At 58.7% G+C, this 22,436-nt stretch carries 24 protein-coding genes; 10 read left to right on the top strand and 14 right to left on the bottom strand.

Translation table 11 applies throughout. The features are described 5' to 3' along the window. Window positions 1-23: 23 nt before the first annotated feature. From AC1DE4_RS20145 to AC1DE4_RS20170, 6 genes are all read right to left on the bottom strand, one after another. Window positions 24-1,148: a branched-chain amino acid ABC transporter substrate-binding protein gene (locus AC1DE4_RS20145; protein ID WP_018858220.1), complete on the bottom strand. Its 1,125-nt coding sequence runs from the start codon at window positions 1,146-1,148 to the stop codon at window positions 24-26. A 118-nt stretch (window positions 1,149-1,266) separates the two neighbouring features. Then, entirely contained in the window at window positions 1,267-1,620 is a 354-nt protein-coding gene (locus tag AC1DE4_RS20150; RefSeq protein ID WP_018858219.1) for a DUF6867 family protein, read from the bottom strand. A gap of 24 nt (window positions 1,621-1,644) precedes the next feature. After that, window positions 1,645-2,373, bottom strand: coding sequence for an ABC transporter ATP-binding protein (locus AC1DE4_RS20155; RefSeq protein ID WP_477882681.1), 729 nt, complete (start codon window positions 2,371-2,373; stop codon window positions 1,645-1,647). After that, entirely contained in the window at window positions 2,373-3,227 is an 855-nt protein-coding gene (locus tag AC1DE4_RS20160) for an ABC transporter ATP-binding protein (protein ID WP_018858217.1), read from the bottom strand. Before AC1DE4_RS20160 ends, AC1DE4_RS20155 begins: the two co-directional genes overlap by 1 nt. A 20-nt stretch (window positions 3,228-3,247) precedes the next feature. Further along, on the bottom strand, window positions 3,248-4,642 hold the full coding sequence (gene livM / locus AC1DE4_RS20165) for a high-affinity branched-chain amino acid ABC transporter permease LivM (protein WP_018858216.1): 1,395 nt from the start codon (window positions 4,640-4,642) through the stop codon (window positions 3,248-3,250). A gap of 4 nt (window positions 4,643-4,646) precedes the next feature. Then, a complete protein-coding gene (locus AC1DE4_RS20170; protein WP_018858215.1) occupies window positions 4,647-5,549 on the bottom strand; it encodes a branched-chain amino acid ABC transporter permease in 903 nt (300 codons plus the stop codon). A 401-nt stretch (window positions 5,550-5,950) separates the two neighbouring features. Between AC1DE4_RS20170 and cysQ the strand changes: the two genes are divergently transcribed. After that, complete coding sequence (cysQ, locus tag AC1DE4_RS20175; RefSeq protein ID WP_169683570.1) at window positions 5,951-6,745, top strand: 3'(2'),5'-bisphosphate nucleotidase CysQ; 795 nt, start codon at window positions 5,951-5,953, stop codon at window positions 6,743-6,745. Window positions 6,746-6,853: 108 nt separating this feature from the next. After that, on the top strand, window positions 6,854-7,117 hold the full coding sequence (locus tag AC1DE4_RS20180; protein ID WP_018858213.1) for a hypothetical protein: 264 nt from the start codon (window positions 6,854-6,856) through the stop codon (window positions 7,115-7,117). Between the two features lie 17 nt (window positions 7,118-7,134). Here AC1DE4_RS20180 and AC1DE4_RS20185 read toward each other — a convergent pair whose 3' ends face one another. Continuing rightward, window positions 7,135-7,875, bottom strand: a complete 741-nt coding sequence (locus tag AC1DE4_RS20185; protein ID WP_113470936.1) for a helix-turn-helix transcriptional regulator — start codon at window positions 7,873-7,875, stop codon at window positions 7,135-7,137. Window positions 7,876-8,273: 398 nt separating this feature from the next. Here AC1DE4_RS20185 and sciP point away from each other — a divergent pair, with 398 nt between their 5' ends. Then, on the top strand, window positions 8,274-8,549 hold the full coding sequence (gene sciP / locus AC1DE4_RS20190; protein WP_007533628.1) for a CtrA inhibitor SciP: 276 nt from the start codon (window positions 8,274-8,276) through the stop codon (window positions 8,547-8,549). Window positions 8,550-8,868: 319 nt separating this feature from the next. Then, on the top strand, window positions 8,869-9,150 hold the full coding sequence (locus AC1DE4_RS20195; protein WP_018117275.1) for a GNAT family N-acetyltransferase: 282 nt from the start codon (window positions 8,869-8,871) through the stop codon (window positions 9,148-9,150). 100 nt (window positions 9,151-9,250) lie between these two features. On the opposite strand, the gene AC1DE4_RS20200 is transcribed toward AC1DE4_RS20195, so the two are convergent. Next, window positions 9,251-9,601, bottom strand: coding sequence for a hypothetical protein (locus tag AC1DE4_RS20200; RefSeq protein ID WP_018117276.1), 351 nt, complete (start codon window positions 9,599-9,601; stop codon window positions 9,251-9,253). Window positions 9,602-10,040: 439 nt separating this feature from the next. Between AC1DE4_RS20200 and ctrA the strand changes: the two genes are divergently transcribed. Further along, a complete protein-coding gene (gene ctrA / locus AC1DE4_RS20205) occupies window positions 10,041-10,742 on the top strand; it encodes a response regulator transcription factor CtrA (protein WP_003542362.1) in 702 nt (233 codons plus the stop codon). 115 nt (window positions 10,743-10,857) lie between these two features. On the opposite strand, the gene AC1DE4_RS20210 is transcribed toward ctrA, so the two are convergent. Next, the gene (locus AC1DE4_RS20210) at window positions 10,858-11,220 is read right to left on the bottom strand and encodes a response regulator (RefSeq protein WP_018858209.1); all 363 of its coding nucleotides are present in this window, start codon (window positions 11,218-11,220) and stop codon (window positions 10,858-10,860) included. 113 nt (window positions 11,221-11,333) lie between these two features. Next, on the bottom strand, window positions 11,334-11,981 hold the full coding sequence (gene chpT, locus AC1DE4_RS20215; protein WP_018858208.1) for a histidine phosphotransferase ChpT: 648 nt from the start codon (window positions 11,979-11,981) through the stop codon (window positions 11,334-11,336). 192 nt (window positions 11,982-12,173) lie between these two features. Here chpT and AC1DE4_RS20220 point away from each other — a divergent pair, with 192 nt between their 5' ends. Continuing rightward, window positions 12,174-12,770 carry a DUF1134 domain-containing protein gene (locus tag AC1DE4_RS20220; RefSeq protein ID WP_018117279.1) on the top strand — a complete coding sequence of 199 codons (597 nt, stop codon included), beginning with the start codon at window positions 12,174-12,176 and terminating at the stop codon, window positions 12,768-12,770. Between the two features lie 119 nt (window positions 12,771-12,889). Then, window positions 12,890-14,050, top strand: coding sequence for a hypothetical protein (locus AC1DE4_RS20225; RefSeq protein ID WP_477882684.1), 1,161 nt, complete (start codon window positions 12,890-12,892; stop codon window positions 14,048-14,050). Window positions 14,051-14,052: 2 nt separating this feature from the next. Here the strand turns inward: AC1DE4_RS20225 and AC1DE4_RS20230 are convergent, their stop codons facing one another. Together AC1DE4_RS20230 and AC1DE4_RS20235 are read right to left on the bottom strand one after the other, a co-directional pair. Beyond that, complete coding sequence (locus AC1DE4_RS20230) at window positions 14,053-14,871, bottom strand: TrmH family RNA methyltransferase (protein WP_018858206.1); 819 nt, start codon at window positions 14,869-14,871, stop codon at window positions 14,053-14,055. Between the two features lie 4 nt (window positions 14,872-14,875). After that, the gene (locus AC1DE4_RS20235; RefSeq protein WP_018117282.1) at window positions 14,876-15,262 is read right to left on the bottom strand and encodes a hypothetical protein; all 387 of its coding nucleotides are present in this window, start codon (window positions 15,260-15,262) and stop codon (window positions 14,876-14,878) included. A 42-nt stretch (window positions 15,263-15,304) separates the two neighbouring features. Here AC1DE4_RS20235 and AC1DE4_RS20240 point away from each other — a divergent pair, with 42 nt between their 5' ends. Then, window positions 15,305-16,339, top strand: coding sequence for an RluA family pseudouridine synthase (locus AC1DE4_RS20240; protein ID WP_169683571.1), 1,035 nt, complete (start codon window positions 15,305-15,307; stop codon window positions 16,337-16,339). A 159-nt stretch (window positions 16,340-16,498) separates the two neighbouring features. After that, entirely contained in the window at window positions 16,499-17,407 is a 909-nt protein-coding gene (rpoH, locus tag AC1DE4_RS20245; protein WP_018117284.1) for an RNA polymerase sigma factor RpoH, read from the top strand. 73 nt (window positions 17,408-17,480) lie between these two features. Here the strand turns inward: rpoH and AC1DE4_RS20250 are convergent, their stop codons facing one another. Both AC1DE4_RS20250 and AC1DE4_RS20255 read right to left on the bottom strand, forming a co-directional pair. Next, on the bottom strand, window positions 17,481-19,820 hold the full coding sequence (locus tag AC1DE4_RS20250; protein ID WP_169683574.1) for a hypothetical protein: 2,340 nt from the start codon (window positions 19,818-19,820) through the stop codon (window positions 17,481-17,483). 60 nt (window positions 19,821-19,880) lie between these two features. After that, window positions 19,881-21,176, bottom strand: coding sequence for an adenylosuccinate synthase (locus AC1DE4_RS20255; protein WP_018117286.1), 1,296 nt, complete (start codon window positions 21,174-21,176; stop codon window positions 19,881-19,883). Between the two features lie 197 nt (window positions 21,177-21,373). On the opposite strand from AC1DE4_RS20255, the gene AC1DE4_RS20260 reads away from it, so the two are divergent. Next, on the top strand, window positions 21,374-22,291 hold the full coding sequence (locus tag AC1DE4_RS20260; RefSeq protein ID WP_113470940.1) for a DMT family transporter: 918 nt from the start codon (window positions 21,374-21,376) through the stop codon (window positions 22,289-22,291). Window positions 22,292-22,436: the final 145 nt, after the last annotated feature.

A 22,436-nucleotide genomic window follows, 5' to 3' on the forward strand; every position in this document is an offset into this window, starting at 1 on the left:
TCGCACAAGCGGGGGATGAACCCTTACTTGGCTTCCTGCGGGAAGTAGCTGTACTTGCCGTCTGGACCCTTCTTCCACTCGTACATGATGTAGCCGGGAAGCTTCGGGTCGCCCTTTTCGTCGAATGACATGTCGCCGAGAACGGTCGGGAACGGGCCCTTTGCCTTCATTGCAGCAGCAACGGCTTCAGCGTCGTTGGAACCGGCAGCCTTTGCACCGCCAGCGATCGACTGCAGCGCAGCGTAGGAGTAGAGCGTGTAAGCTTCCGGGTTGAAGCCGGCAGCCTTGAACTTCGCAACGAGGTCCTTGTTGGCCGGGTTCAGCGTCGGATCGGGGCCGAAGGTGTTCAGCGTACCGGCAACTGCGTCGCCAGCGATCGATGCCAGTTCGTTCGAAACGATACCGTCACCGGAAACCAGCGTAGCTTTGAGGCCCTGGTCGGCAGCCTGACGGATGATCAGACCAGCTTCGGTGTGGAGGCCACCCCAGTAGATGATCGTGACGCCGGCTTCCTTCATCTTGGCGATGAGAGCCGAGAAGTCCTTGTCGCCAACGTTGATGCCTTCGTAGAGGGCTTCCGTCGTGCCAGCAGCGTTCAGAGCCTTCTTGGTTTCGTCAGCGAGACCCTGGCCGTAAGGCGTCTTGTCGTGAACGACAGCGATCTTGGCGTCCTTGAAGTGGTCAGCAAGATACTTGCCGGCGATTGCACCCTGCTGGTCGTCACGGCCGCAAGTACGGAATGTGTTCCAGAGGCCGCGCTCGGTGAACTTCGGGTTCGTAGCGGCCGGGGTGATTTCGAGCATGCCGTTTTCAGCGTAGACTTCGGAAGCCGGGATCGAAACGCCCGAGTTGAAGTGGCCGATTACGAACTTGACGCCGTCAGCAGCGAACTTATTCGCAACCGAGATGCCCTGCTTCGGGTCGGAAACGTCGTCGCCGAGCACGATCTTGACCTGCTCGCCGTTGATGCCACCAGCGGCGTTGATGTCAGCGGCCGCCTGCTCTGCGCCCTTCTGGAGCTGAGCGCCGAACGCAGCGTTCGGGCCAGTCAGCGGACCAGCAACGCCAACGATGATGTCGGCCCATGCGTTGCCGCTGAAGGCGACCATCGCCGTCAGTGCCACAGCCGACAGGAGAGACTTTTTCATTCTGTTACTCCCAATTTTTTAGCGGGTTCCGTTCCACTACCCAGCGCATTACCCACTTTACTGCGCCAGGAAACTTGTTCCACTCCGAGGGGCATCTGTCCCTAGATTCAACCGGCTGTCAATGTTTTGCCTTCCAAGAGAAGGGGGACGTCTTTTCGTATAGCCAGTAGTAGTTGTTGACCATCTGATTGGTCCGGCGATAGCGATAGCCGGCCGTCGAGAAGATCAGAAGCAAGACCAGGTCGATTACATAGTAAAAGAGGCTGAGAACCGGTCCATCGAACAGTGCGTGATGCAGGAATTGCATCGCACCAGCAAGCAGAACCGTATAGGCGATTACCAGAGGATAGTTGCTCCAGCTCTCGGCCGCGGCTCTGCCGGCCCTCCATGCCGTCCAGAATCCAATCAGCACGACAACCAAGCGAATGGCGCTGCGCACGCCCGTATCGCTCTCAAAGAAAAGTCCCTGCATATCAAAGTCTCCCCTTCGTCATGCTCAATGACGTCCGCCTTCAAGATAAGCGGCACGCACTTCCGGATTCGCGAGAAGTTCCATACCGGAACCGCTCATGGTGACCTTGCCGTTGACCATGACATAGGCACGGTCCGACAAGCGCAGAGCTGCGAAGGCGTTCTGCTCTACGAGGAAGACGGTCAGCCCTTCTTCCTTGTTGAGTTTCTTGATCGCCTCGAAAATGCCCTTAACGATCAGCGGTGCCAGACCAAGCGAGGGCTCGTCGAGTAGCAGCAGCTTCGGACGCGCCATAAGCGCGCGACCGATCGACAGCATCTGCTGTTCGCCGCCCGAGAGCGTACCGCCGCGTTGACCCTGGCGCTCCTTGAGGCGCGGGAACATCGCAAAGACCTTCTCGACGTCCTCGTTGAAATATTTCAGGTTGTCGAGGCCCGCGCCCATCTGGAGATTTTCCATGACGGTCATGCGCGGGAAGATACGGYGTCCTTCAGGCGACTGCGCGATGCGAAGGCGGGCGATCTCATGCGTCGGCAGACGCGTGATATCTTGGCCATCGAAAACCACCGAGCCCTTGCGCGCCTGCGGACTTCCGCAAATCGTCATCATCAGCGTCGACTTGCCGGCGCCGTTGGCACCGATCAGGCTGACGATCTCGCCGCGATGGACCTCGATATCGATTCCGGCCAGGGCCCGGATGTTGCCATAGTAGGTTTCAACGCCCTGAACGTTCAGAAGTGGCTGGCCAGTCATTAGTGCGAGCCTCCTTCGAGGTTCTCTACGGCTGCAATCACTTCTTCCACTTCCTCGTCCTCGACACCGAGATAGGCCGCGATAACCCGCGGGTCCTGCTTCACTTCATCAGGCGTGCCATCGGAAATCTTCTGACCATATTCCAGCACGACGACATGGTCGGAAATTTCCATGACCACCGACATATCGTGCTCAATCAGCAGGATCGACGTGCCGCTTTCGCTGCGAATGCTGCGCAGCAGCGCGTTCAGCGCGGCCGACTCGCGGGGATTGAGGCCAGCAGCAGGCTCGTCCAGGCACAGAAGTTCCGGCTCCGTACACATGGCGCGCGCGATCTCAAGCCGGCGCTGTGCGCCATAAGGCAGATCACCAGCCGGGTCATCGGCGCGATCAATCAGATCAGCCTTCTCTAGCCAGTGGCGTGCCAGTTCAACGGCATTCTTCGCCTCTGCCCGATACGGCCCGATGCCCACGAGACCCATCACGGTGAACCCGGACGCCTTCATCAGCTTGTTGTGCTGGGCGACGAGCAGGTTTTCGAGAACCGTCAGGCCGGAAAACAGCCGGATGTTCTGGAACGTGCGGGCAACCTTGGCTTCCTTGGTGATCCGGAAGTCCGGAAGGCGCTCCAGCAAGAACTCCTTGCCGTCCTTCTGCTTCAGCGTGATCATGCCCATCGTCGGCTTATAGAAGCCGGTGATGCAGTTGAAGACCGTCGTCTTGCCGGCGCCGTTCGGGCCGATGAGTGCGGTAATGTCGCCACGCTTGGCTTCAAATGAGAAGTCGTTGATCGCCATCAGGCCACCGAACTTCATCGACAGATGCTCGACCTTCAGCAAAGTATCGCTGGTCATGTTTGTTTCCTGAGGGCTCATCAACCGTGGCCCTCCTTGGTAAAGCTGCCGGAAACTGCCTTGCGCTCCTTGAGGAAGGCTGTCGGTTCACGCGACCCCACGAAGCCGCGCGGCTTGATCAGCATCACGACGACCATCGCCAGGCCGAACAGCAGCATGCGGTAAAGCTCAGGCGTGAAGTCCGGTCCGAAAATCATCTTCAGGAAGGCCATCTCACGCAGCATTTCCGTGCCGCCAACCATGACGATCGCAGCGATCGCGATACCGGTCAGCGAGCCCATGCCGCCGAGAACGACGATGGCGAGGATAACAGCCGATTCCAGGAAGACGAACGATTCCGGGGAAACGAAGCCCTGACGAGCGGCAAAGAAGGAGCCTGCGAAACCACCGAACATAGCGCCCGTCGCAAAGGCCGTGAGTTTCGTCGTCACCGTATTGATCCCGAGCGAGCGGCAGGCAATTTCGTCTTCGCGCATGGCCTCCCATGCACGGCCGATCGGCATCCGGCGCAGGCGGATCGTCACATAGGCGGTCAACATGCAGAGGGCAAGGATCAGGTAGAAAAGGAAGATCTTGTAGTACGCCGACGACATCGGCAGGTGGAACAGCTTCGCAAAGCCACCGGCGCTCGCATCGAACGGGATGCCGAAAAGCGTCGCCTTCGGAATGCCCGAGATACCGAACGTGCCTTTGGTGAGATCCGTCCAGTTGATGATGACCAGGCGAATGATTTCACCGAAGGCCAGCGTGACAATCGCGAGGTAGTCGCCGCGCAGTCGCAGGACCGGGAAGCCCAGAATCACACCCCACAGCGCTGCCAGAATACCGGACAGAGGCAGGAGCACCCAGAACGACAGGCCGAAATAGCTGGACAGGAGCGCGTAAGAGTAGGCGCCGATCGCGTAGAACGCCACGTAGCCAAGATCGAGCAAGCCAGCGAGGCCAACGACGATGTTCAGCCCCCAGGCCAGCATCACGTAGATCAGAATCTGGATACCGAAGTTATCCACCCACTTCAGCGAACCCTGCGGACCCGCGACGGCGTAGATGAACACCGGATAGAGCAGCAGTGCGACGAGCGCGATCTTCAAGAAATGTGTGTGGAAAAAGCCCTTTTCGGCCGAGATATCCAGCTCGCCACTACGCGCCTTCGCCAACTTGCGTGCATCAAGGTGCGGCCGCAGGAAGACGACGGTCAGGAAGCGACCGACGGCTGCAATCGCTACGAATATAGCCAGGAGGCCCCAGCGCTGAACAATGATGAGTTCGTTGCTGATATTCTGATCGGTCTTCAGGCCAACGTACAGCACGAACATGCCGAACGCGATCAGGGCAGCAAACAGAGCTTCTTTAATACCCGTCTGAACAAGTCCGGCTTTGGCGGGCTTGTCAGCGGAACGTACAACATTTTCCATGACGTTAAACCTTCTCGACTTCCGGCCGGCCCAGGATACCTGTCGGCTTGAAGATCAGCACGAAAGCGAGGATGGCGAATGTCGCCACATCCTTGTACGCGATGGTGAAGTAAGCCGACCACAACGACTCGATCAAACCGATCATCAGCCCACCCAGGACAGCGCCTGGAAGCGAACCGATGCCGCCGAGAACGGCCGCGGTGAACGCCTTCACACCCGGTACGAAGCCGTCGTTGAAGTTCACGACACCATAATACATCAGATACATGGTACCTGCGACAGCAGCCAGCGCCGCGCCCATGATGAAGGTGATGGAAATCGTCTGATCGACATTGACGCCCAGCAGCGCCGCCATCTTGCGGTCCTGCTCAGTTGCACGCTGAGCGCGCCCAAGCGACGTATGATTGACGAGGTACCAGAACACCGTCAGCAGCACCACCGTGATAAGGATGATGACGATCTGCTTCAGCGAGATGGAGATGCCGGCGACGTTGTATACAGTGCTGACCAGCGGCGGGATCGGCTTGTTGCGCGGCCCCTGGGTCACCTGGATGAAGTTCGACAGCGTGATCGACATGCCGATCGCAGTGATCAGCGGCGCCAGGCGGAACGATCCGCGTAGCGGACGATAAGCAACACGCTCGATCGTCCAGTTCCACAAGCTCGTCATCAACATTGCGATAAGGAGCATAACCAGCAGCAAAACTGCAACCGGAAGACCCGCAAACATGGAGGTGAGGACGAGAAAAACGATGAGGCCGGCGAAACCGCCAAGCATGAAAATATCGCCATGGGCGAAGTTGATCATGCCGATAATGCCGTAAACCATCGTATAGCCAATAGCCACAAGGCCATAGATGGATCCAAGAGTCAGCCCATTAACGAGCTGCTGGACAAAATATTCCATATACCATTTCCCCTGGATGCAAGCCGGTTTAGCCAACATCTCTTGTTATTAGAGCTTTTGATGCGCCCTTGATTAAGGATTTCATACCGCTTTCAAACCAAAAGGGAAGCGCAAAATCGCAAAGCTCCAAAGTTCTTTGCCGTTTTGGTGAAAATGACTTTTTTGCGACTAACAATTCGCTTTTTTTAACATGTGAAGCCCCAGAAAGCGCTTTTTGACTTTAGAATGGTGCAAACTGCAACACCATCCCGCTTTCGGACAATGCCGCGGCACGGGGCAGGCTGGATTCTGTCCCAGAAACTGTCGCTTGAATTTGGCAAGTTTCACTTGGCCGAGGGAATTGCTTATATAAAGGTGAAACGCTTCAGGTGAGCGCAACAAAAAGATCCGGAAGGCGAGCAATGCTCGAAACATTTGAGCGCGCCGCTCTCGAAGCGGGCAAAGCGATTATGAAGGTCTATCGGGAGGGATGCCCGACCGCCAGGAAAGCAGACAACAGCCCGGTCACCATCGCCGACGAGCGCGCCGAGCGCATTATCATTGCACAGCTTAAAGCCGCGTTCCCCGATACGCCGATTATCGCGGAAGAATCAGTGGCAGCAGGAAACGTGCCTGCGATCGGCAGATCCTTCTTCCTTGTGGATCCGCTCGACGGCACACGGGAATTCGTCGAGCGACGACGCGAGTTCACCGTGAACATTGCCTATATCAGCGGGGGACGCCCTCTCGCAGGGATCGTTTATGCCCCCGCCCTCGGCGTCGCCTTCGCTGGCGAGGACAGCAAGGCCGAGAAACTCCTTGTCGACGACCGTTTTCAGGTGACACGGCGGACGCCCATCCAGGTGCGTCCGCAACCGGCCGACCGGACGGCTTTGGCAAGCCGATCCCACAACAGCCCCCAGACAGATGTTTTTCTCGCCGCAAACGCGATCTCCCACTGCACCAACATCGGCTCCTCGCTGAAATTCTGCATGCTGGCTGAAGGCCTGGCCGACGTTTATCCGCGCTTCACGCGGACAATGGAGTGGGATACAGCCGCGGGGGATGCCGTGCTGCGCGCTGCGGGCGGCTCCACCGTAACGCTGGACGGGTTGCCGCTGACCTACGGCAAGACGTCTCAAATGCATGACAGCGACTTCGCCAACCCGAACTTCATTTCCTGGGGCGGCGCCAGATCCGCTTTGGAGCGGGCATAACCTCGTCGGAAAAACACGCAAAATCAGCGGGATGCGGCTTTCGCTGTCCACGTCTCATAGGGCGGCTTTTCTCTTGGCTCGGCTCTGCCCACAGGCGCTGGCAATCGCTTGCTTATCCCGGAGACCGGCTTTTATCTCCTGCAATTGACGGCAAGCACCCTCTCCTCCTCCGGGCACGAAACTGCGATCGAGGTAAATGGTACGACGGAACTCGCCTCTCTCGTCGGTTCCGCGTCGACCAGCGCAGCACGCGATATTGCCTGCACCGTGGCCGCATTGAACGAGGGAGACTGGCTGGCGCTCCTGCATCACGGAAGCGCACAATATGAGTTTGGAGCCGCAGAGACCGGGCTTTCGGCAATAATGCTCTAGATCGGTTCGATAAACGCCTAGAGCAGCCGATAGCGAAGTGCGCGAGCGATTGCCTGCATGCGGTTAACAGAGTCGAGCTTTCGCATCGCGCTCTTCAGGTAGCCGATGACCGTATGTGCGGAGAGATCGAGAATAATCGCGATCTCTTCACTGCTCTTTCCGGCGGCCGACCAACGCAGGCACTCGATTTCCCGGCTGCTGAGGTTCTCCATCGGTTGCTCAACAGGGTTCTGCTGCGCAAACAGCTCCAGAAACTCCATCGCCCGGAAAACCTGCTGCATTGCCTCTTCGCGAGCGAGACGCACGCGCTCACCCGAGAATGCGAATATGAAGTGCCGCAAATACATGTCATGCAAGGCAAAGGCAAATGTGTCCTTGAGGCCATGGCCCCTGAAGTGCGCCGTCAGCCGGTCGTTTCCCTGGTTTGCAGCCGCGCTTTCGAATGGCGCCTTGTCACAGAAGACAGGCATCGCTGTCGTCTTGAGAGCCGAGACCAGCTTGCTGCAATAGAAGAGGTCAACCTCCTCATAGAGATCAATGAGCTCTTGCGGCCAGTTGCTAGCGAGATAGTTGCTGGCGAAGCCACTGCGGTCCCCGCGCGGAAACTCCGCAAACAAGTAGTGGTTGAATCCCGCCTCGACTGCCATCTCAGCCACGCAATCGTTGAATCGTTCCGAGGACATTTTCTGCGCGGACGCGATCCGCGAAAAAACAGCATCCCCCACGCCGTCGCGGACGGCGCGTTCTTGCTTCTTCATTTTCCTGCCCCTCGGCGGCTAGCTTCGCCTCAGCTTCTTCATTTCGTCGACCAGAATGGCCACGCGCCGCAGAGGAAAAGCAAAGGCACGTATCAAAAGGACACGAAGCAAACCTTAGTTATTCCGGGCACCACGAAAAGAACGGAGACGCGGTCTTGCACTAACAACTACGTTGCGGCGCTTATAAATTGACGTTCGTCAATTGCCCACTAGCCATTGCGCATGGCTCCTATGCGCTCATCACAAATTTACGCAGGGGAAGGCTACGAGGGCGCGCAAATTGCTTCCAGGAAGTCGACGCCTAAACTTCTTATCAAAGTGTTACTATGCGCTTAGGCAATTCTTAAATGTGACAAGCTAGAGTGACGGCCGTGGTCTTGAGTTGTGTAGAGAGTCCAATGACCGAAATGATACGTCCCCGAGTAAAATATGTCATCGGCCCCGATGGCAGCCCGCTGACGATTGCGGATTTGCCACCGCCGAATACCAGGCGCTGGGTTATCCGTCGCAAAGCAGAGGTTGTAGCGGCGGTTCGCGGTGGCCTGTTGAGCTTGGAAGAAGCGTGCGAGCGTTACACGCTGACTGTCGAAGAGTTCTTGTCCTGGCAGTCTTCCATTAACAGCCATGGCCTTGCCGGTTTGCGCACCACGCGTATTCAGCAGTATCGCCACTGACACGCCCATCCTGGGCAACGATTTTCAGATTCGGGCCGCTTGCATGTCCTGAGGGGGATATACAGACGGCCCGCAATCATTAACGCAGCCTGCAGACGCCCTGCTTTTATGCTGCGACAAGCCTCACCACGAGTTCCCTGCTCCATAGACCACTCGGCAGGAAAATCGGTCGGTGAGCCGGAATTGCTGCCGGCCTCGTACCGGCAGCAATTGTCCCCGCCTCTTCTCATCGAACACTGTGTCCACATCGCCCGCCTTGGCGCGGCCGGGATGACATGCCAATTTCCGACCGACAGCTGAATGTTGACGAGGAATGGCAATGAACATCAGGAATGAAGAGAATCCCTCCGGCGGCCGCTACGTTGCAGAGGTCGAGGGCCATCAGGCCGAAATGACCTATTCCCGCGCATCGCCGGCGCTTGTCATTATTGACCACACCGGCGTACCCGATGCGCTGCGCGGCAAGGGCGTTGGCCAGGCACTTGCTCTTCATGCCGTCGAGGAGGCACGCAAAGGGGGATGGAAGATCTTCCCGTTATGTCCCTTCTTCAAAGCGCAAGCGCAACGCCACGAGGAGTGGCGCGACGTCATTAACGGTTAGCCCAATAACGCCAAAAGCCATGTATGACGGACGTGACGGCCCATCATGCATGGCTTTTTTCGAGGCGATCCCAAGGTGCCGACAGCACCCGTTTCCCGCCTTAGGCTCTTGCCCGGACTGCGCCGTCGCGCTCTTCGAGCGCGGCTGCACGTGCATATTCCGCCTGTATCTCTTCCAGCGCCTGTTCAAGCGCCTCTTCCTGCATCTTCAGTTCCTTGATCGAGACCTGAAGATTGTCCGCGCGCTGGCGAGCTGCCTTTGCGAAGGTCGGATAGGCGAAGTGATTCGGGTCGGAAATGCCGGACTTCTTTTCCTCGACGACGATCTGGCTCTCCAGATCCTTCGTCATCCTATCAAATTCGGACATCATCATCTGCAATTGCTGCAGTTGGCGACGTTTTTCGTTCACCTGAAACTCCTTCAGGCGAACTAGGCTCTCACGCGACTTCATACGCATTACTCCAGTGATGCGAGACCCCTGCTCCACTTTAAATCGCCCTTGCCGGCCGCTTTGACGCGGCCTGCTAAAAAATTTCCGTCGGTATTAACAAAAACCTACCGCTGGTAACCTTTCGTTTACGGGCATCGTTAATGATAGTGCCGATGATTTAAGGGTCGGTAAACACAACTACGCGATTTCCGATACTGTTTCATTGGTGAGTCGAATGAATCGCTTACCGGCCGTTCTTAATGTAAAAGTTAAGATATGGCTTTGCGAATTCTCGTTGGAAAACAGCGGAATGGACAAAATATTTAATAAATTCGTTACCTCTTGCCAGAGTGAATCAGAATTTGTTAACCATTTCGTGGCAGCTTCCAAATCACGCAATGATGTATTCGGTATCGCGTAGGGGCCAGACCACCTTTCGGCGGCGGTAAAGGGGATAATAATGCGGGTACTACTCATTGAAGACGACAGCGCGACAGCGCAGAGCATCGAATTGATGCTCAAATCAGAAAGTTTTAACGTCTACACCACCGATCTGGGTGAAGAAGGCGTGGACCTAGGGAAGTTGTATGATTACGACATCATCCTTCTCGATTTGAACCTTCCCGACATGTCCGGATATGAAGTGCTCCGCACTCTCCGCCTGTCCAAGGTCAAGACACCCATCCTGATTCTCTCGGGCATGGCCGGTATCGAGGACAAGGTTCGCGGTCTCGGCTTTGGCGCCGACGACTACATGACCAAGCCGTTCCACAAGGACGAACTGGTTGCGCGCATACATGCAATCGTTCGTCGTTCCAAGGGTCATGCCCAGTCGGTCATCATGACCGGCGAACTGATCGTCAACCTCGACGCCAAGACGGTCGAAGTTGGTGGCCAGCGCGTGCACCTGACGGGCAAGGAATACCAGATGCTGGAGCTTCTTTCGCTCCGCAAGGGCACCACGCTCACCAAGGAAATGTTCCTGAACCATCTCTATGGCGGCATGGACGAGCCGGAACTGAAGATCATCGACGTCTTCATCTGCAAACTGCGCAAGAAGCTCGCAAATGCTGCCGGTGGCGCAAACTACATCGAAACCGTCTGGGGCCGCGGCTATGTTCTGCGCGAGCCGGACGGCGCCGAGTACGCCGAGACCGCCTGATACGTCAGCCCCTTTGCCAAGACTGAGAAAATCCCGTCCTCTGTGGCGGGATTTTTTCGTTGTGACATAGAAAAAGCCGCCCGTGGCGGCTTCGATCGTTGGCGGGTAGTCGCAATTATGCTGCGATAGCGCGGTGGCCGAATACGGCCGTCAGAATCTTGCGATCGAAGGGTTTGAGGAGGAAATCAGTCGCCCCTGCCCGCTTGCCCATCATCAGCTTCTTGAGGTCGGCCTCAACCACGCAATAGTAGATTTTGACGTCCTTGCCGCCTTCCATGCCGCGGATCGCCGAAATCAACTCGAGCGCGCGGTCCATGCCAGAATCGACGATCAGGTATTCTGGAAGTTCCACCTGGCAACTGGAGAGAGCTTCGACAACGTTGGAGGCTTCGATGACCATGAAGTCGAGTTCGGAAAGGATGCGCTTCCCCACCTTCCGAACGACGTCAGATGAGTCGGCGATCATAAACCTCTGCATGGCTGCTCCTTGCCCCAGCTTCTAATGCGGCTGGCGTGTTATCGGCCAAGAATAGAAACATTAGGCTAAGGATTTATTACCTCGACGGTCGGATCGCCGTCGAGGTCCCTGCATCAAGCTGCGATGACGTCAGCGGTAAACGTAAGTTCTTCGGCGGTCGCGCTATGCCCGAGCGCCATACCGCATTCATCGGCAAGCAGCACGGTGTAGTAGGGCTGGATCGAGTGGGCGTCGATGGCTTCCTCGATTTCCCCCGTAGAGATCTCCACGAATTTCGGCGGCAGGCGCATCAGCTTGCCCTTCGCAACGATCTTGAATTTTGCGTCCAGTTCGGGGTTCTCAAGCGTGACTTCGATGACACCGCCACGTGGAATTGACGAATAGGCTACCAGGAAGAGATTGAGCAGCAACTTGACGCGGTTCTTGGCGATAATCGCGCGCGGACCAGTCCAGACAACCTCGGTCTTCTTCTCCGCGGCAGCAAAATCCTTCGCCGCACGTTCGGCTTCGCCGGTATCGATCGAAGCCCCGACCGATCCCGAGGCCCCGAAGGCAAGCCGGGCGAACTTCAGACGGACAGAGGCGTTGAGCGCGCTTGTCCTGATAAGATCCATCGCGTCGGCATCGGCGCCGCCCTCGTCCAGAAGCTCCAGACCATTGTTGATTGCGCCAACCGGCGAGATGACGTCATGGCAGACGCGGCTGCACAGAAGCGCGGCCAGGTCGGGGCCAGCAAGGGTGAGGTTTGGATTCTTCGACATCATAGTCTCCAGGAGGGCGGCAGGGTCATTCCGCCGCCTCTTTTGCGTCATTTAAATTGCGCGAAGTTTGCGGCCGTACTCAGCGCCATAATGACACCATATTTGGTAAACCGATTGTTAAGACCATACGCGCAAAATGAACGAAACGCCGGAAACGGCTCATCGTACCGACCATGATGAACGGATAACACCATGCGCGCCCATTTTTTCGGAAGACTCTCCGCCATCTGGCGGCTTCTCGTTGCGCTGACATTTTCGCCCCTCGCGCTTGTCCCAATGCAGGCATCGGCGCAGCAGTCTAACGGCGGCCAGTATTCGATGCAGGAAATCGTCGACGCTGGGCACTCGTTCTTCGGCTCGACCAGCGGCGGGCTGGCCAAGGTGATCGAAGCCGCCTTTCAGAAATACGGCCTTCCCAACGGCTATGTCCTCGGCCAGGAAGGTTCCGGAGCTTTCATCGCCGGTCTCACCTACGGCGAAGGCCAGTTGAATACAAAGAATGCCGGTGAGCATCCGCTCTACTGGCAGGGTCCGTCGCTCGGGATCGACTATGGCGGTCAGGGCACGCGCGTCATGATGCTCGTCTACGACCTGCCCTCGACCGACGCCATCTACGCGCGCTTCGGTGGCGTCAGTGGTCAAGCCTTCGTTATCGCCGGCTTCGGCATGACGCTTCTCAAGAACGACAACGTACTGGTGGTGCCGATCCGCACAGGCGTCGGTGCTCGCCTCGGATTGAATGTCGGCTACCTCAAGGTCACCCCTAATCCGACCTGGAATCCCTTCTGATTCCCATCGGCGCAGCGAACTCTCGCTCGCCGTGACCTATCCGCCACTTGCTCTACGCGTCAGGTCCGCTTAATCATTGGTCCTGACGCAACTCAACTTCTGGAAGCCGTGGCCGCGCCGTGATCGAATATGCTCTCTTGTTCGGATTGGGCTTCCTGGCGGCAGCGTTTCTCGTCTTTCTCGTGTCGCCTGCCGTCCACCGCCGCATCGTCTGGCATACGGAAAACCGTATGCGCGCGACCATGCCACTCAGCCCGCAGGAAGTGCGCGCGCAGAAGGATATGGTCCGGGCCCTCTATGCTGCCGAGAACGCCAAGACGACACAGGACCTCGTGCGCGAGCGCGAAAAGTCGCTGGCGCTGCAACTGAAGCATGACTCGCTGGCGCTCGACGCAGGACGGTTTGCCGCCGAGATCGAGGGGCTACAGGCGCAAATCAGCGACATGAGTGTCGAGGCCGCGGAACAGCGCTCGCACCTGCGCAAGGACGAGAACTACATCAGCCAGCTTAAGACGAGCCTCCACATCGCCGAGCAAGCAAGCGCCGCCAAGGAAGGCGAGCTCGACGCTCTTCGCACGCGCCTTAACAAGCTTGCGGAGCAGACCGACAATCTCAAGATCGATCTCGCAGCGCGCGATACCGAAATCGAGAGCCTGACGTTCAAGGCGAACGCAGTCCGCATCGAGCGCGACAATCTTCGCCAGGACGTGAACCTGCTGCAGAAGCGCGCCAAGGATGCGGAGCAGGCGCTCGCCCAGCATGAGCACGCAGTCATCCGGCTCGAGGACAAAGCGGGGCGCGATGCGGCGTCAACGGCCGACAAGGATACGCTTCTCGGACGCCGCCAGCAGGAAATTACCAAGCTGAAGGAACAGATCAAGGCGGCGAATGCCGAGCTGCGCAAGGCAAACCGTGCATTGCGCAACGCTGGACTTCAGCCCGTGGTCGCAGATGCGGTTTCAGAGGAGCGGGCAACCGAGGAAACAATGCCGACTGAGCTCGACACAGCAGCGATTGCAGCGCGCCTGAGCGACGAAGTGCGCAAGCGCAGCGCCGCGGTCTCGGAACAACTTCTGAAAGCGAAATCCGACACCAGCCACGACGGTGCGATACGTGAAGAGATCGCCGGCATTGCTGCAAGCATGGTTGCATTGACCGCTATCAACGAAGGACCCTCCTCACCGATCCGCGACCTTCTGCCGGATGGCACCGACAATCAGGACGGAGAGCGTATCAACCTCGCGCAACGCGCCGCGACAATCCTGTCCGAACCGGGCTGAACTCAGATCAGCTTCGCTGCCGATGACATGGCAAAGAGGGCGATGCCGGTCGCCGTCGCCACATTGAGGCTGTCCAGTCCCTCCGACTGCGGGATCCGCGCGCTTTGAAAACGTTCCAGGAGTGCAGGCGGCAGCCCCTCGCCTTCCGTACCCACGACCAGCGCCATGCGATCGGTTGGCGGTATGGCTCGAATGTCGGTCTCCCCGCGCGGCGAGAGCGTCCAGATTGCAAAGCCACTCGCAGCAAGCCGTGTTAGAACGTCGAGCGCCGTGCCCTTCCGCTCATAGGGAACACTGAGTACGGAGCCGACAGAAACACGTAGCGCCTTGCGATAAAGCGGGTCACACGAAGTCTCATCGAGAAAGATGGCATCCGCCTTGAAGGCGGCCGCATTGCGGAACATCGACCCGGCATTGTCATGGTTGGAAATACCGCAGCCGACAAGGACAAGCGAACGATCGGGCAATCGGTCGACAAGCTCGGTTCCGACCACCTCTCGCCTGCCAAGGGCCAACACGCCTCGATGGAGATGAAACCCGACGATCCGATCTAGGACGTCCGCCTCTGCGACATAGACCGGCACGTCATCAGGCAGTCTCTCGAGGATTGGAGCGACGCCGTCGACACGGTTCCTGAGAAGCAGCACTTTTTCGGTCGCAAAGCGACCGCCGTGGCTCGCTTCCACAAGCACGCGAAGGACTACCGTGCCCTCCGCGATGAAGCGGTTCTGCCGGCCGGTCAGATCGCGCTCGCGGATGTCGCGAAAGTCAGCGATACGAGGATCGTCCGCGCTCTCGATGGCAACGAGGCGAGAGGCCATTGTCCTAGCCGCCGCTGACCGTCACATCGGCAACAATGCGCCCCGACTTGATATCGAAGATGAGCGACTTCTTGATTCCATCGGCTGTCGCGCCAAAGAACATGATCTGGCCTCCCGAGAGCGACGACGACTGGATGACGAAGCCCGACGGCAAAGTTGCCGTGACCGATACCGGCGCATCGGATGGTACACCGGCAGAAGTTACGGCTGTCGGTTCCTTCGCGGGCGCGCGCATCGCTTTGTAGACAACCGCGCCGAAGACAGCCATAAGGCTCACGAACATGATGACGCCTGAGACGATCTGCAGGCGGATCATCTTGCGCCGGACACGTTCCATCGCCGGATCCAGGGGCTTTTCGTCCTGATCGTCTTCTGGCTGGATATTCGTCATATGTGGCGTTCCGTTCTTTAAGTAATTCGGAGAAGAAGCGTCTTGAGCGACCCCTTTAAACAAGCTGCCGGCATTAGAAAAGTCCTCACCGCCGACGAGAACGCCGAAGGCCGTCTTGACGCGTGGATGACCGGACAGCTCGGCGAGGAGTTTTCGCGCAGCCGCGTGAAGGCGCTAATCAAGGAGGGCCAGGTCTCCGTGGGCGGCAAGATCCTCGCCGATCCGCAGAAAAAGGTTCGTCCAGGCGACACCTTCGAGATCCTGCTGCCCGAGCCGGAGGATCCGACGCCCAAGGGCGAGAATATCCCGCTCGATATTCTTTATGAAGACGATGACCTCATCGTCATTTCCAAGCCGGCCGGTCTCGTGGTGCACCCCGCGGCTGGCAATTGGACGGGCACGCTCGTCAACGCGTTGATCTATCATTGCGGCGACAGTCTTTCCGGTATCGGCGGTGTGCGCCGTCCGGGCATCGTCCACAGGCTGGACAAGGACACCACAGGTGTCATGGTCGTCGCCAAGAACGACATCTCCCATCGCCATCTGTCGCTGCAATTCGCCGACCATGGGCGGACCATGCCGCTGGAGCGGGCTTACCAAGCGATTGTCTGGGGCCGCCCTCGCACGCTGACTGGAACGATCGATGCACCGCTCGGCCGCGCCGTCGGCGACCGCACGCGTCGCGCCGTCAAGCGATCCGAGACGCAGGATGCCGACGAGGCGATCACCCACTACGAAGTGCTCGAACGCTTCCATGAGAATCCTGATGCCACGTCGCTAGCCTCGCTGGTCGAGTGCCATCTCGAAACCGGCCGCACCCATCAGATCCGCGTCCACATGGCACATATCGGCCATCCGCTACTCGGCGACACCGTCTACGGAGCAGGTTTCAAAACAAAGGCAAACCTGCTTCCGGTTGCCGCCAGGAAGACCGTGAATGCCTTCGGAAGACAGGCGCTCCACGCCTACATGCTGCAATTCGAGCACCCTCGCACCGGCGAGGTCATGCACTTCGAGGTGCCTCTGCCCGAGGACATGGAAGAGTTGGCAGACGCCCTGCGTGCGGAGCGAGAGTAACGCCTTCGTGAAGCGGTGTATGGTCTTGAACCCCTGTTCCGCCATACTTATCTGTATATTGACTTAGTGCGGGCTTGGATAAAGCCGCATGTCCCGGTTTGCCTTTCGACGCAGGGGCGCGTTCCATTGGGAACCGGAATTCAGATAGGAGGGTGCTTTATGGCCCGAAATAACTTGCCGTCCATTACCGCCGGCGAAAACGGTCTCAATCGCTATCTCGACGAAATCCGCAAATTTCCGATGCTGGAGCCGCAGCAGGAATACATGCTGGCGAAGCGCTATGCGGAACACGGCGATCGCGAAGCGGCACACAAACTCGTCACCAGCCACCTGCGCCTCGTTGCGAAGATCGCAATGGGCTACCGCGGCTATGGCCTACCAATCGGCGAAGTCGTCTCTGAAGGCAATGTCGGCCTGATGCAGGCCGTCAAGAAGTTCGATCCGGAGCGCGGCTTCCGTCTTGCCACCTATGCCATGTGGTGGATCAAGGCCTCAATCCAGGAATACATCCTGCGTTCGTGGTCTCTGGTGAAGATGGGTACGACCGCCAACCAGAAGCGGCTGTTCTTCAATCTGCGTCGCCTCAAGGGCCGTATCCAGGCCATTGACGATGGCGACCTGAAGCCGGAACACGTTGCTGAGATCGCCACCAAGCTGAACGTCTCCGAGGAGGAGGTCGTTTCGATGAACCGTCGCCTTTCCGGCGATGCCTCGTTGAACGCACCGATCAAGGCCTCGGAAGGCGAATCCGGTCAATGGCAGGATTGGCTCGTCGACGACCATGACAGCCAGGAAGAGGTTCTTATCGAACAGGATGAGCTCGACACGCGCCGCCGCATGCTGGCGAAGGCGATGAGCGTTCTGAACGACCGCGAGCGCCGTATCTTCGAGGCACGTCGCCTCGCGGAAGATCCGGTGACCCTGGAAGACCTCTCGTCCGAATTCGACATTAGCCGCGAACGCGTTCGTCAGATCGAGGTCCGCGCCTTCGAAAAGGTCCAGGATGCCGTCCGCAAGGACGCTCTCGAACGCGCCAAGGCCGTTCGCGTGGTCGAAGCGACCGCGTAACGCCATTGCAATTTCAAATCAAAAAGGGCGGGACCGATGGTCCCGCCCTTTCTTTTATCCATTCGACAGGCGCTTATTGGCTGGTCGATACATCGCCAAAAGCAGCCCATTCCTTGATCGCGGCGTTGAACGCCTCGCCGCCCGTAGTACCCTTCTGCATCGTCAGAAGCGCGCGGCGACCATTGCGGTAGGTGATCGGCATATCGATCCAGTCGCGGCTTGAAAGGAGATCGAGGTTCGCCTTGCGCGCATCCGGATAGTCGTTCAGCGCGATCATGTGGAAATCGTCGGTGATCTTTGCCGGAACGGCAATCAGGGCGTCGCCCCGATCCTGTTCGGTTCGCTTCATCGAGATACGCTGAACGCTCTCGATAGCGCCACCTTCAAAGTTCGGCGGCAGCGAGAAAACCACCTCGACGATGTGGCTGGCCGGCAGCGACGCATCGGAATTGCGCTTGAAGGTAAGCTGCGCCGACAGATTGCGTTCTGGAACAGTCACGGTCCCCTGTACGGTCGCTTCCTGCCTGCCATCCGGGCCTGTCTCGTGCTGAAGACTCCAGACGACCGAGCCCTGGATGGCGGTCGGTGAACTCTGACCGATCCGCTCTTCGTACAGGAACATCTTCTCGGAGGAGCCGACCGGCGCAGCTTGCGTGGCTCCAGCCGCCGGCGGCGTCGTCGCGGGTGCGGTGGCAGCCGGGACGGCAGGTGTCGTCGAGGTCGCGGGCGGCGTCGGATCCGCTGCAGCAACGTTCTGCTCGGCTACCGACTTTCCTTCCGCCGTAGGCGTTCCCGGAACGGAGGCCGGACCGTTGTCGACTTCGGTGCCATCGGCAAGAAGCCGCTGGTTGAACTTGTTGTTGACGGAAGCCCCGTCATTCAAGGACGCAACTTCCTTGTTTGCCTCAGCTGGCTTCGCATCGCTCCTCTGGGGCGCCGCATCCGGCTTGGCAGGCGTCTGCTCGTTCTTCGCGCTCTGCGAGGGAGCAGCGCTGACGAGGTTTTTCACCATTGACGACAGCGCGTCCCGATTGATCCAGGCAGCGTATCCGCCACCACCGACCACGCCAAGCGCAATGAGGATCGTCACGATGGAGCCAATGCCGAAGCGACGGCGCTTCGGCTCCATGCGCAGGTTCTTACCCTGGAACTTAGCAGCAACAGCACTGTCGAGATCGGCGGCCGGAATGCCATCATCATCTTCGGCAACCACGCCGCGGTTGTCGTATCCGCGAAGCGGCTTTGCCTCCTGCCAATTGGTTTCCGGTACAGCTTTTGCCGGCGTCCCATGAATTTCGGAGAAGAGATCGCCGTCATCGAAATGAGCGTTGATCGGAACTTTCTTGCCGTTTTCGATCGGTGGCAGATCGTCGAAGGCTGCGGCCTCCCAGGAGAAGCCCTCATTCGCGGCGGGCATCTTCACGCCGCCCGGCGTATGGTCGAATCCCGTGATGACGTCTTCAAACGCGCGCGCCGCTTCGTTGGCCGGAGCAACCGGCGCAGATTCCGAAAACTGCCTGAGTTCTTCGAGCGCCCAATCCGTCTGCGCATCCTTGGCCGGAGGTGCAGGCGTTTCCTCTACTGGCTCTGCCCACACCGGATCGAAATGCGCAGCGGCATCCGCTTGGAGCGGCTCCTCCTGGCTGCGATCCACGAATTCTTCCGGCGGACGATCCAGCCCATAGACGGGCTCGACAAGGCGATTGGTCAGGTCGTAGTCGCGAGCAATTGGCTGCAGAACCGGCTCTTCGTCGGGCGGCTCGGGCGGCTCGACAACAGGCTCCTCGACTGCGCCAACATACTCCTCGTGACCGTACTGCTCCTCGCGAGCGACGTCGTCTTCATGAGCGGCCTGCCAATGCTGGACAGGCTCGGCTTCCCCGACAGGAGCGCGCGGCTCTTCATGCTCCCAATGTGCGTCCTGCTGCGCGGTGTGTTCCTGTTCGGCAGCGACAGGCTCCTCATAATGAGGCGTAGGTTCTTCGTGATAGGGCGCAGGCTCTTCGACCGGCTCTTCGTAGGCAGGCGCAGGTTCTTCGGCTGCCATCTGCTCTTCGTGAACCGGCGTTTCATGCGCCGGCTCCTCGACCACAGCTTCGCTGGCAACCGGTTCGGGAACGGCCGCTTCCGGCTCGTTGGCCGCTTCGGCGCTTGCCTCAACCTCAGGCTCGGCGGCTAGCGCTGCATCGTCGACCAGAACGGCTTCTGCGTGTTCGGCTTCGACTTCGCGGATTGCAGCTTCGAGTTTTTCAAGCTGCCGTTGCAGCATCGCTTCCGGTGGGCGCGGCTTCATATTCTCGAGCTGCCGCTGAACAGCACCGCGAGCACGCTCGTAGACTTTCACCCGCATCTCGGGAGTATTTTCAGACAGGCCGTCAACCGCCCGCCGGATAACTGCGATAAAATCCGCCATTCGTACTTTCTCTAAGAGTGCGGTCCGCCCTGCGAACCGCACAAATAATGACCCGCGACCTTAGTCCTCAAACGGATCGGTCACAAGTATCGTGTCGTCGCGCTCAGGACTTGTAGACAAGAGAGCGACGGGCGCCCCGATCAGTTCTTCGACCTGGCGAACATACTTGATTGCCTGGGCCGGCAGATCAGCCCAGCTGCGTGCGCCGACAGTCGATTCCTTCCAGCCTTCCAGCGTGATGTAGATCGGCTCTACGCGGGCCTGGGCAGCCTGGCTAGCCGGAAGATAGTCGATCTCTTTGCCGTCAAGCTTGTAGGCGACGCAGATCTTCAGTTCGTCGAGACCGTCGAGAACGTCGAGCTTGGTTAGCGCGATGCCCGTGATGCCCGATGTCTTCACCGTCTGGCGGACCAGAACCGAATCGAACCAGCCGCAGCGGCGCGGACGACCGGTATTGACGCCGACTTCGCGACCAACTGTCGAAAGATGCTTGCCGATCTCATCGTTCAGTTCGCACGGGAACGGACCTTCGCCCACGCGCGTCGTGTAAGCCTTGGTGATGCCGAGAACATAGCCGATTGCCGTCGGGCCGAGACCCGAGCCGGCGGCGGCCTGACCGGCAACCGTGTTCGACGAGGTGACGAAGGGATAGGTGCCGTGGTCGTTGTCGAGCAGCGCACCCTGCGCACCTTCGAACAGGATGCGGGCACCGGCCTTGCGCTGGTCGTCGAGGATACGCCAGACCTGGTCGACATAAGGCAGAACCTGGTCGGCGACCTCGTTCAGTTCCTTCTCGAGCGATTCCACCGAAATCTCCGGCAGTCCGAGGCCGCGGCGCAGCGCATTGTGGTGCGTCAGCAGACGGTCGATCTTGGCCGGCAGCGCTTCCTTGTCGGCCAGGTCGATGGCGCGGATCGCGCGGCGACCGACCTTGTCTTCATAAGCCGGGCCGATTCCGCGGCGAGTGGTACCGATCTTGGTTCCGCTGTTGGAAGCCGCGTCTTCGCGGAAGCCATCGAGGTCGCGGTGCAGCGACAGGATCAGCGGTGCGTTGTCCGCGATGCGCAGCACCTCGGGCGTTACATTGACACCCTGCGCGCGCAGCTTCGCGACTTCGGCGACGAAATGATGCGGATCGACGACGACGCCATTGCCGATGACACTGAGTTTGCCGCGCACGAGGCCGGATGGCAGAAGGGCAAGCTTGTAGCTGACACCGTCGATGACCAGCGTGTGGCCCGCATTGTGTCCGCCCTGATAGCGCACGATCACATCGGCGCGTTCCGAAAGCCAATCGACAATCTTGCCTTTGCCTTCGTCACCCCATTGCGAACCGACTACAACTACGTTCGTCATTCACGTCTTCCTGTTAAAGGCGGATTTAACCGCACCCTTCTCAAACCCGCGCATCTATAAAGCTTTGTCACCGGGAAATCGACCCTGTTATGCCGCCGAAATCGGCTTTTTACGTGACAAATCAGCCATCATCGGGCTATTGGCCGATCATGTCCCAAGGTTGAGAACCACATCGCCGTCATCTGGAAGAATCGCCTGTGCAGGTCGCCGCTTATATTTCTCTCGTCGTCGCGGCACTATGCTGGGGCGGAAACGCGGTGGCGGGCAAGCTCGCGCTCGGGCACGTCAGCCCGATGACGCTGACGTTTCTGCGCTGGTTCCTTGCGACGGCACTCATTGCCGCCGTTTCCGTACCGCAATTGAAGCGCGACTGGCCGATCGTCCGCAAGAACCTGCCGCTGCTCTTCTTCTACGGCATCATCGGCTATACGCTTTTCAACGCGATGCTTTACTCGGCCGTCCAGTACACAACCGTGATCAATGTTGCGATCGAGCAGGCCGGGATCCCGATGCTGATCTTCCTGCTGAACTTCGTCTTCTTCCGCACAGGCGTTTCTACAGCACAGATAGTCGGCTTCGCCATGACGCTCGGCGGCGTCGCATTGACCGCCGCGCATGGTGACCTGACGACCCTGCTGCAGCTCGGTCTCAACCGTGGCGACGGCCTCATGCTGATCGCCGTAGCCGCCTATTCTGTCTACACGATTTTTCTACGCTGGAAACCGCCCCTTGATTGGCGCACGCTGATGGCGATCCCCGCCCTCGGCGCAACGCTGACAGCAGTGCCACTTCTCATCTGGGAGGGCACGCAAGGTGCTGTGCAATTGCCAGACAACAAGGGCTGGCTGATTGCCTTCTACACTGCCATCTTCGCGTCCCTGCTTGCCCAGATCCTCTATATCAAGGGCGTCGAGGCGATCGGCGCAAATCGCGCCGGGCTCTTCATCAACCTCGTGCCGGTCTTCGGAACGCTGTTGTCCGTGGCGCTGCTTGGCGAGCATCTTCAGCCGTTCCATGTGATCGCGCTTGCGCTCGCTTTGGGCGGCATTGCCATCGCCGAAAAAGGCCGTCCCCAGCGCGCAGTCTCGACCGTCCCCGCCTCGCCTATGGACTAGGCTGTGGTGACAATTTAACGATCCGGGATTCCATTCGAGTCGCAAATCAGATTCAACGCTGACTTTTGGAGGTCGGCGATGGATGGTGAGGTTCTTCGAGATGACCAGTGGGAGCGGCTGAAGCCGTTTGTGCCCGGTGGTCGCA

This window comes from Rhizobium sp. 10N414, assembly GCF_056394785.1.

Excerpts from the sequence above, each read along its gene's own strand:
- AC1DE4_RS20255 (WP_018117286.1), bottom strand. The coding sequence starts at position 21,176 with ATGACGAACGTAGTTGTAGTCGGTTCGCAATGGGGTGACGAAGGCAAA.
- AC1DE4_RS20195 (WP_018117275.1), top strand. The coding sequence starts at position 8,869 with ATGAACATCAGGAATGAAGAGAATCCCTCCGGCGGCCGCTACGTTGCA.
- AC1DE4_RS20150 (WP_018858219.1), bottom strand. The coding sequence starts at position 1,620 with ATGCAGGGACTTTTCTTTGAGAGCGATACGGGCGTGCGCAGCGCCATT.
- rpoH (WP_018117284.1), top strand. The coding sequence starts at position 16,499 with ATGGCCCGAAATAACTTGCCGTCCATTACCGCCGGCGAAAACGGTCTC.
- cysQ (WP_169683570.1), top strand. The coding sequence starts at position 5,951 with ATGCTCGAAACATTTGAGCGCGCCGCTCTCGAAGCGGGCAAAGCGATT.
- AC1DE4_RS20220 (WP_018117279.1), top strand. The coding sequence starts at position 12,174 with ATGCGCGCCCATTTTTTCGGAAGACTCTCCGCCATCTGGCGGCTTCTC.
- AC1DE4_RS20230 (WP_018858206.1), bottom strand. The coding sequence starts at position 14,871 with ATGGCCTCTCGCCTCGTTGCCATCGAGAGCGCGGACGATCCTCGTATC.
- AC1DE4_RS20235 (WP_018117282.1), bottom strand. The coding sequence starts at position 15,262 with ATGACGAATATCCAGCCAGAAGACGATCAGGACGAAAAGCCCCTGGAT.
- sciP (WP_007533628.1), top strand. The coding sequence starts at position 8,274 with ATGACCGAAATGATACGTCCCCGAGTAAAATATGTCATCGGCCCCGAT.
- AC1DE4_RS20250 (WP_169683574.1), bottom strand. The coding sequence starts at position 19,820 with ATGGCGGATTTTATCGCAGTTATCCGGCGGGCGGTTGACGGCCTGTCT.
- AC1DE4_RS20170 (WP_018858215.1), bottom strand. The coding sequence starts at position 5,549 with ATGGAATATTTTGTCCAGCAGCTCGTTAATGGGCTGACTCTTGGATCC.
- AC1DE4_RS20145 (WP_018858220.1), bottom strand. The coding sequence starts at position 1,148 with ATGAAAAAGTCTCTCCTGTCGGCTGTGGCACTGACGGCGATGGTCGCC.
- AC1DE4_RS20185 (WP_113470936.1), bottom strand. The coding sequence starts at position 7,875 with ATGAAGAAGCAAGAACGCGCCGTCCGCGACGGCGTGGGGGATGCTGTT.
- AC1DE4_RS20160 (WP_018858217.1), bottom strand. The coding sequence starts at position 3,227 with ATGACCAGCGATACTTTGCTGAAGGTCGAGCATCTGTCGATGAAGTTC.
- ctrA (WP_003542362.1), top strand. The coding sequence starts at position 10,041 with ATGCGGGTACTACTCATTGAAGACGACAGCGCGACAGCGCAGAGCATC.
- AC1DE4_RS20200 (WP_018117276.1), bottom strand. The coding sequence starts at position 9,601 with ATGAAGTCGCGTGAGAGCCTAGTTCGCCTGAAGGAGTTTCAGGTGAAC.
- chpT (WP_018858208.1), bottom strand. The coding sequence starts at position 11,981 with ATGTCGAAGAATCCAAACCTCACCCTTGCTGGCCCCGACCTGGCCGCG.
- AC1DE4_RS20210 (WP_018858209.1), bottom strand. The coding sequence starts at position 11,220 with ATGCAGAGGTTTATGATCGCCGACTCATCTGACGTCGTTCGGAAGGTG.
- livM (WP_018858216.1), bottom strand. The coding sequence starts at position 4,642 with ATGGAAAATGTTGTACGTTCCGCTGACAAGCCCGCCAAAGCCGGACTT.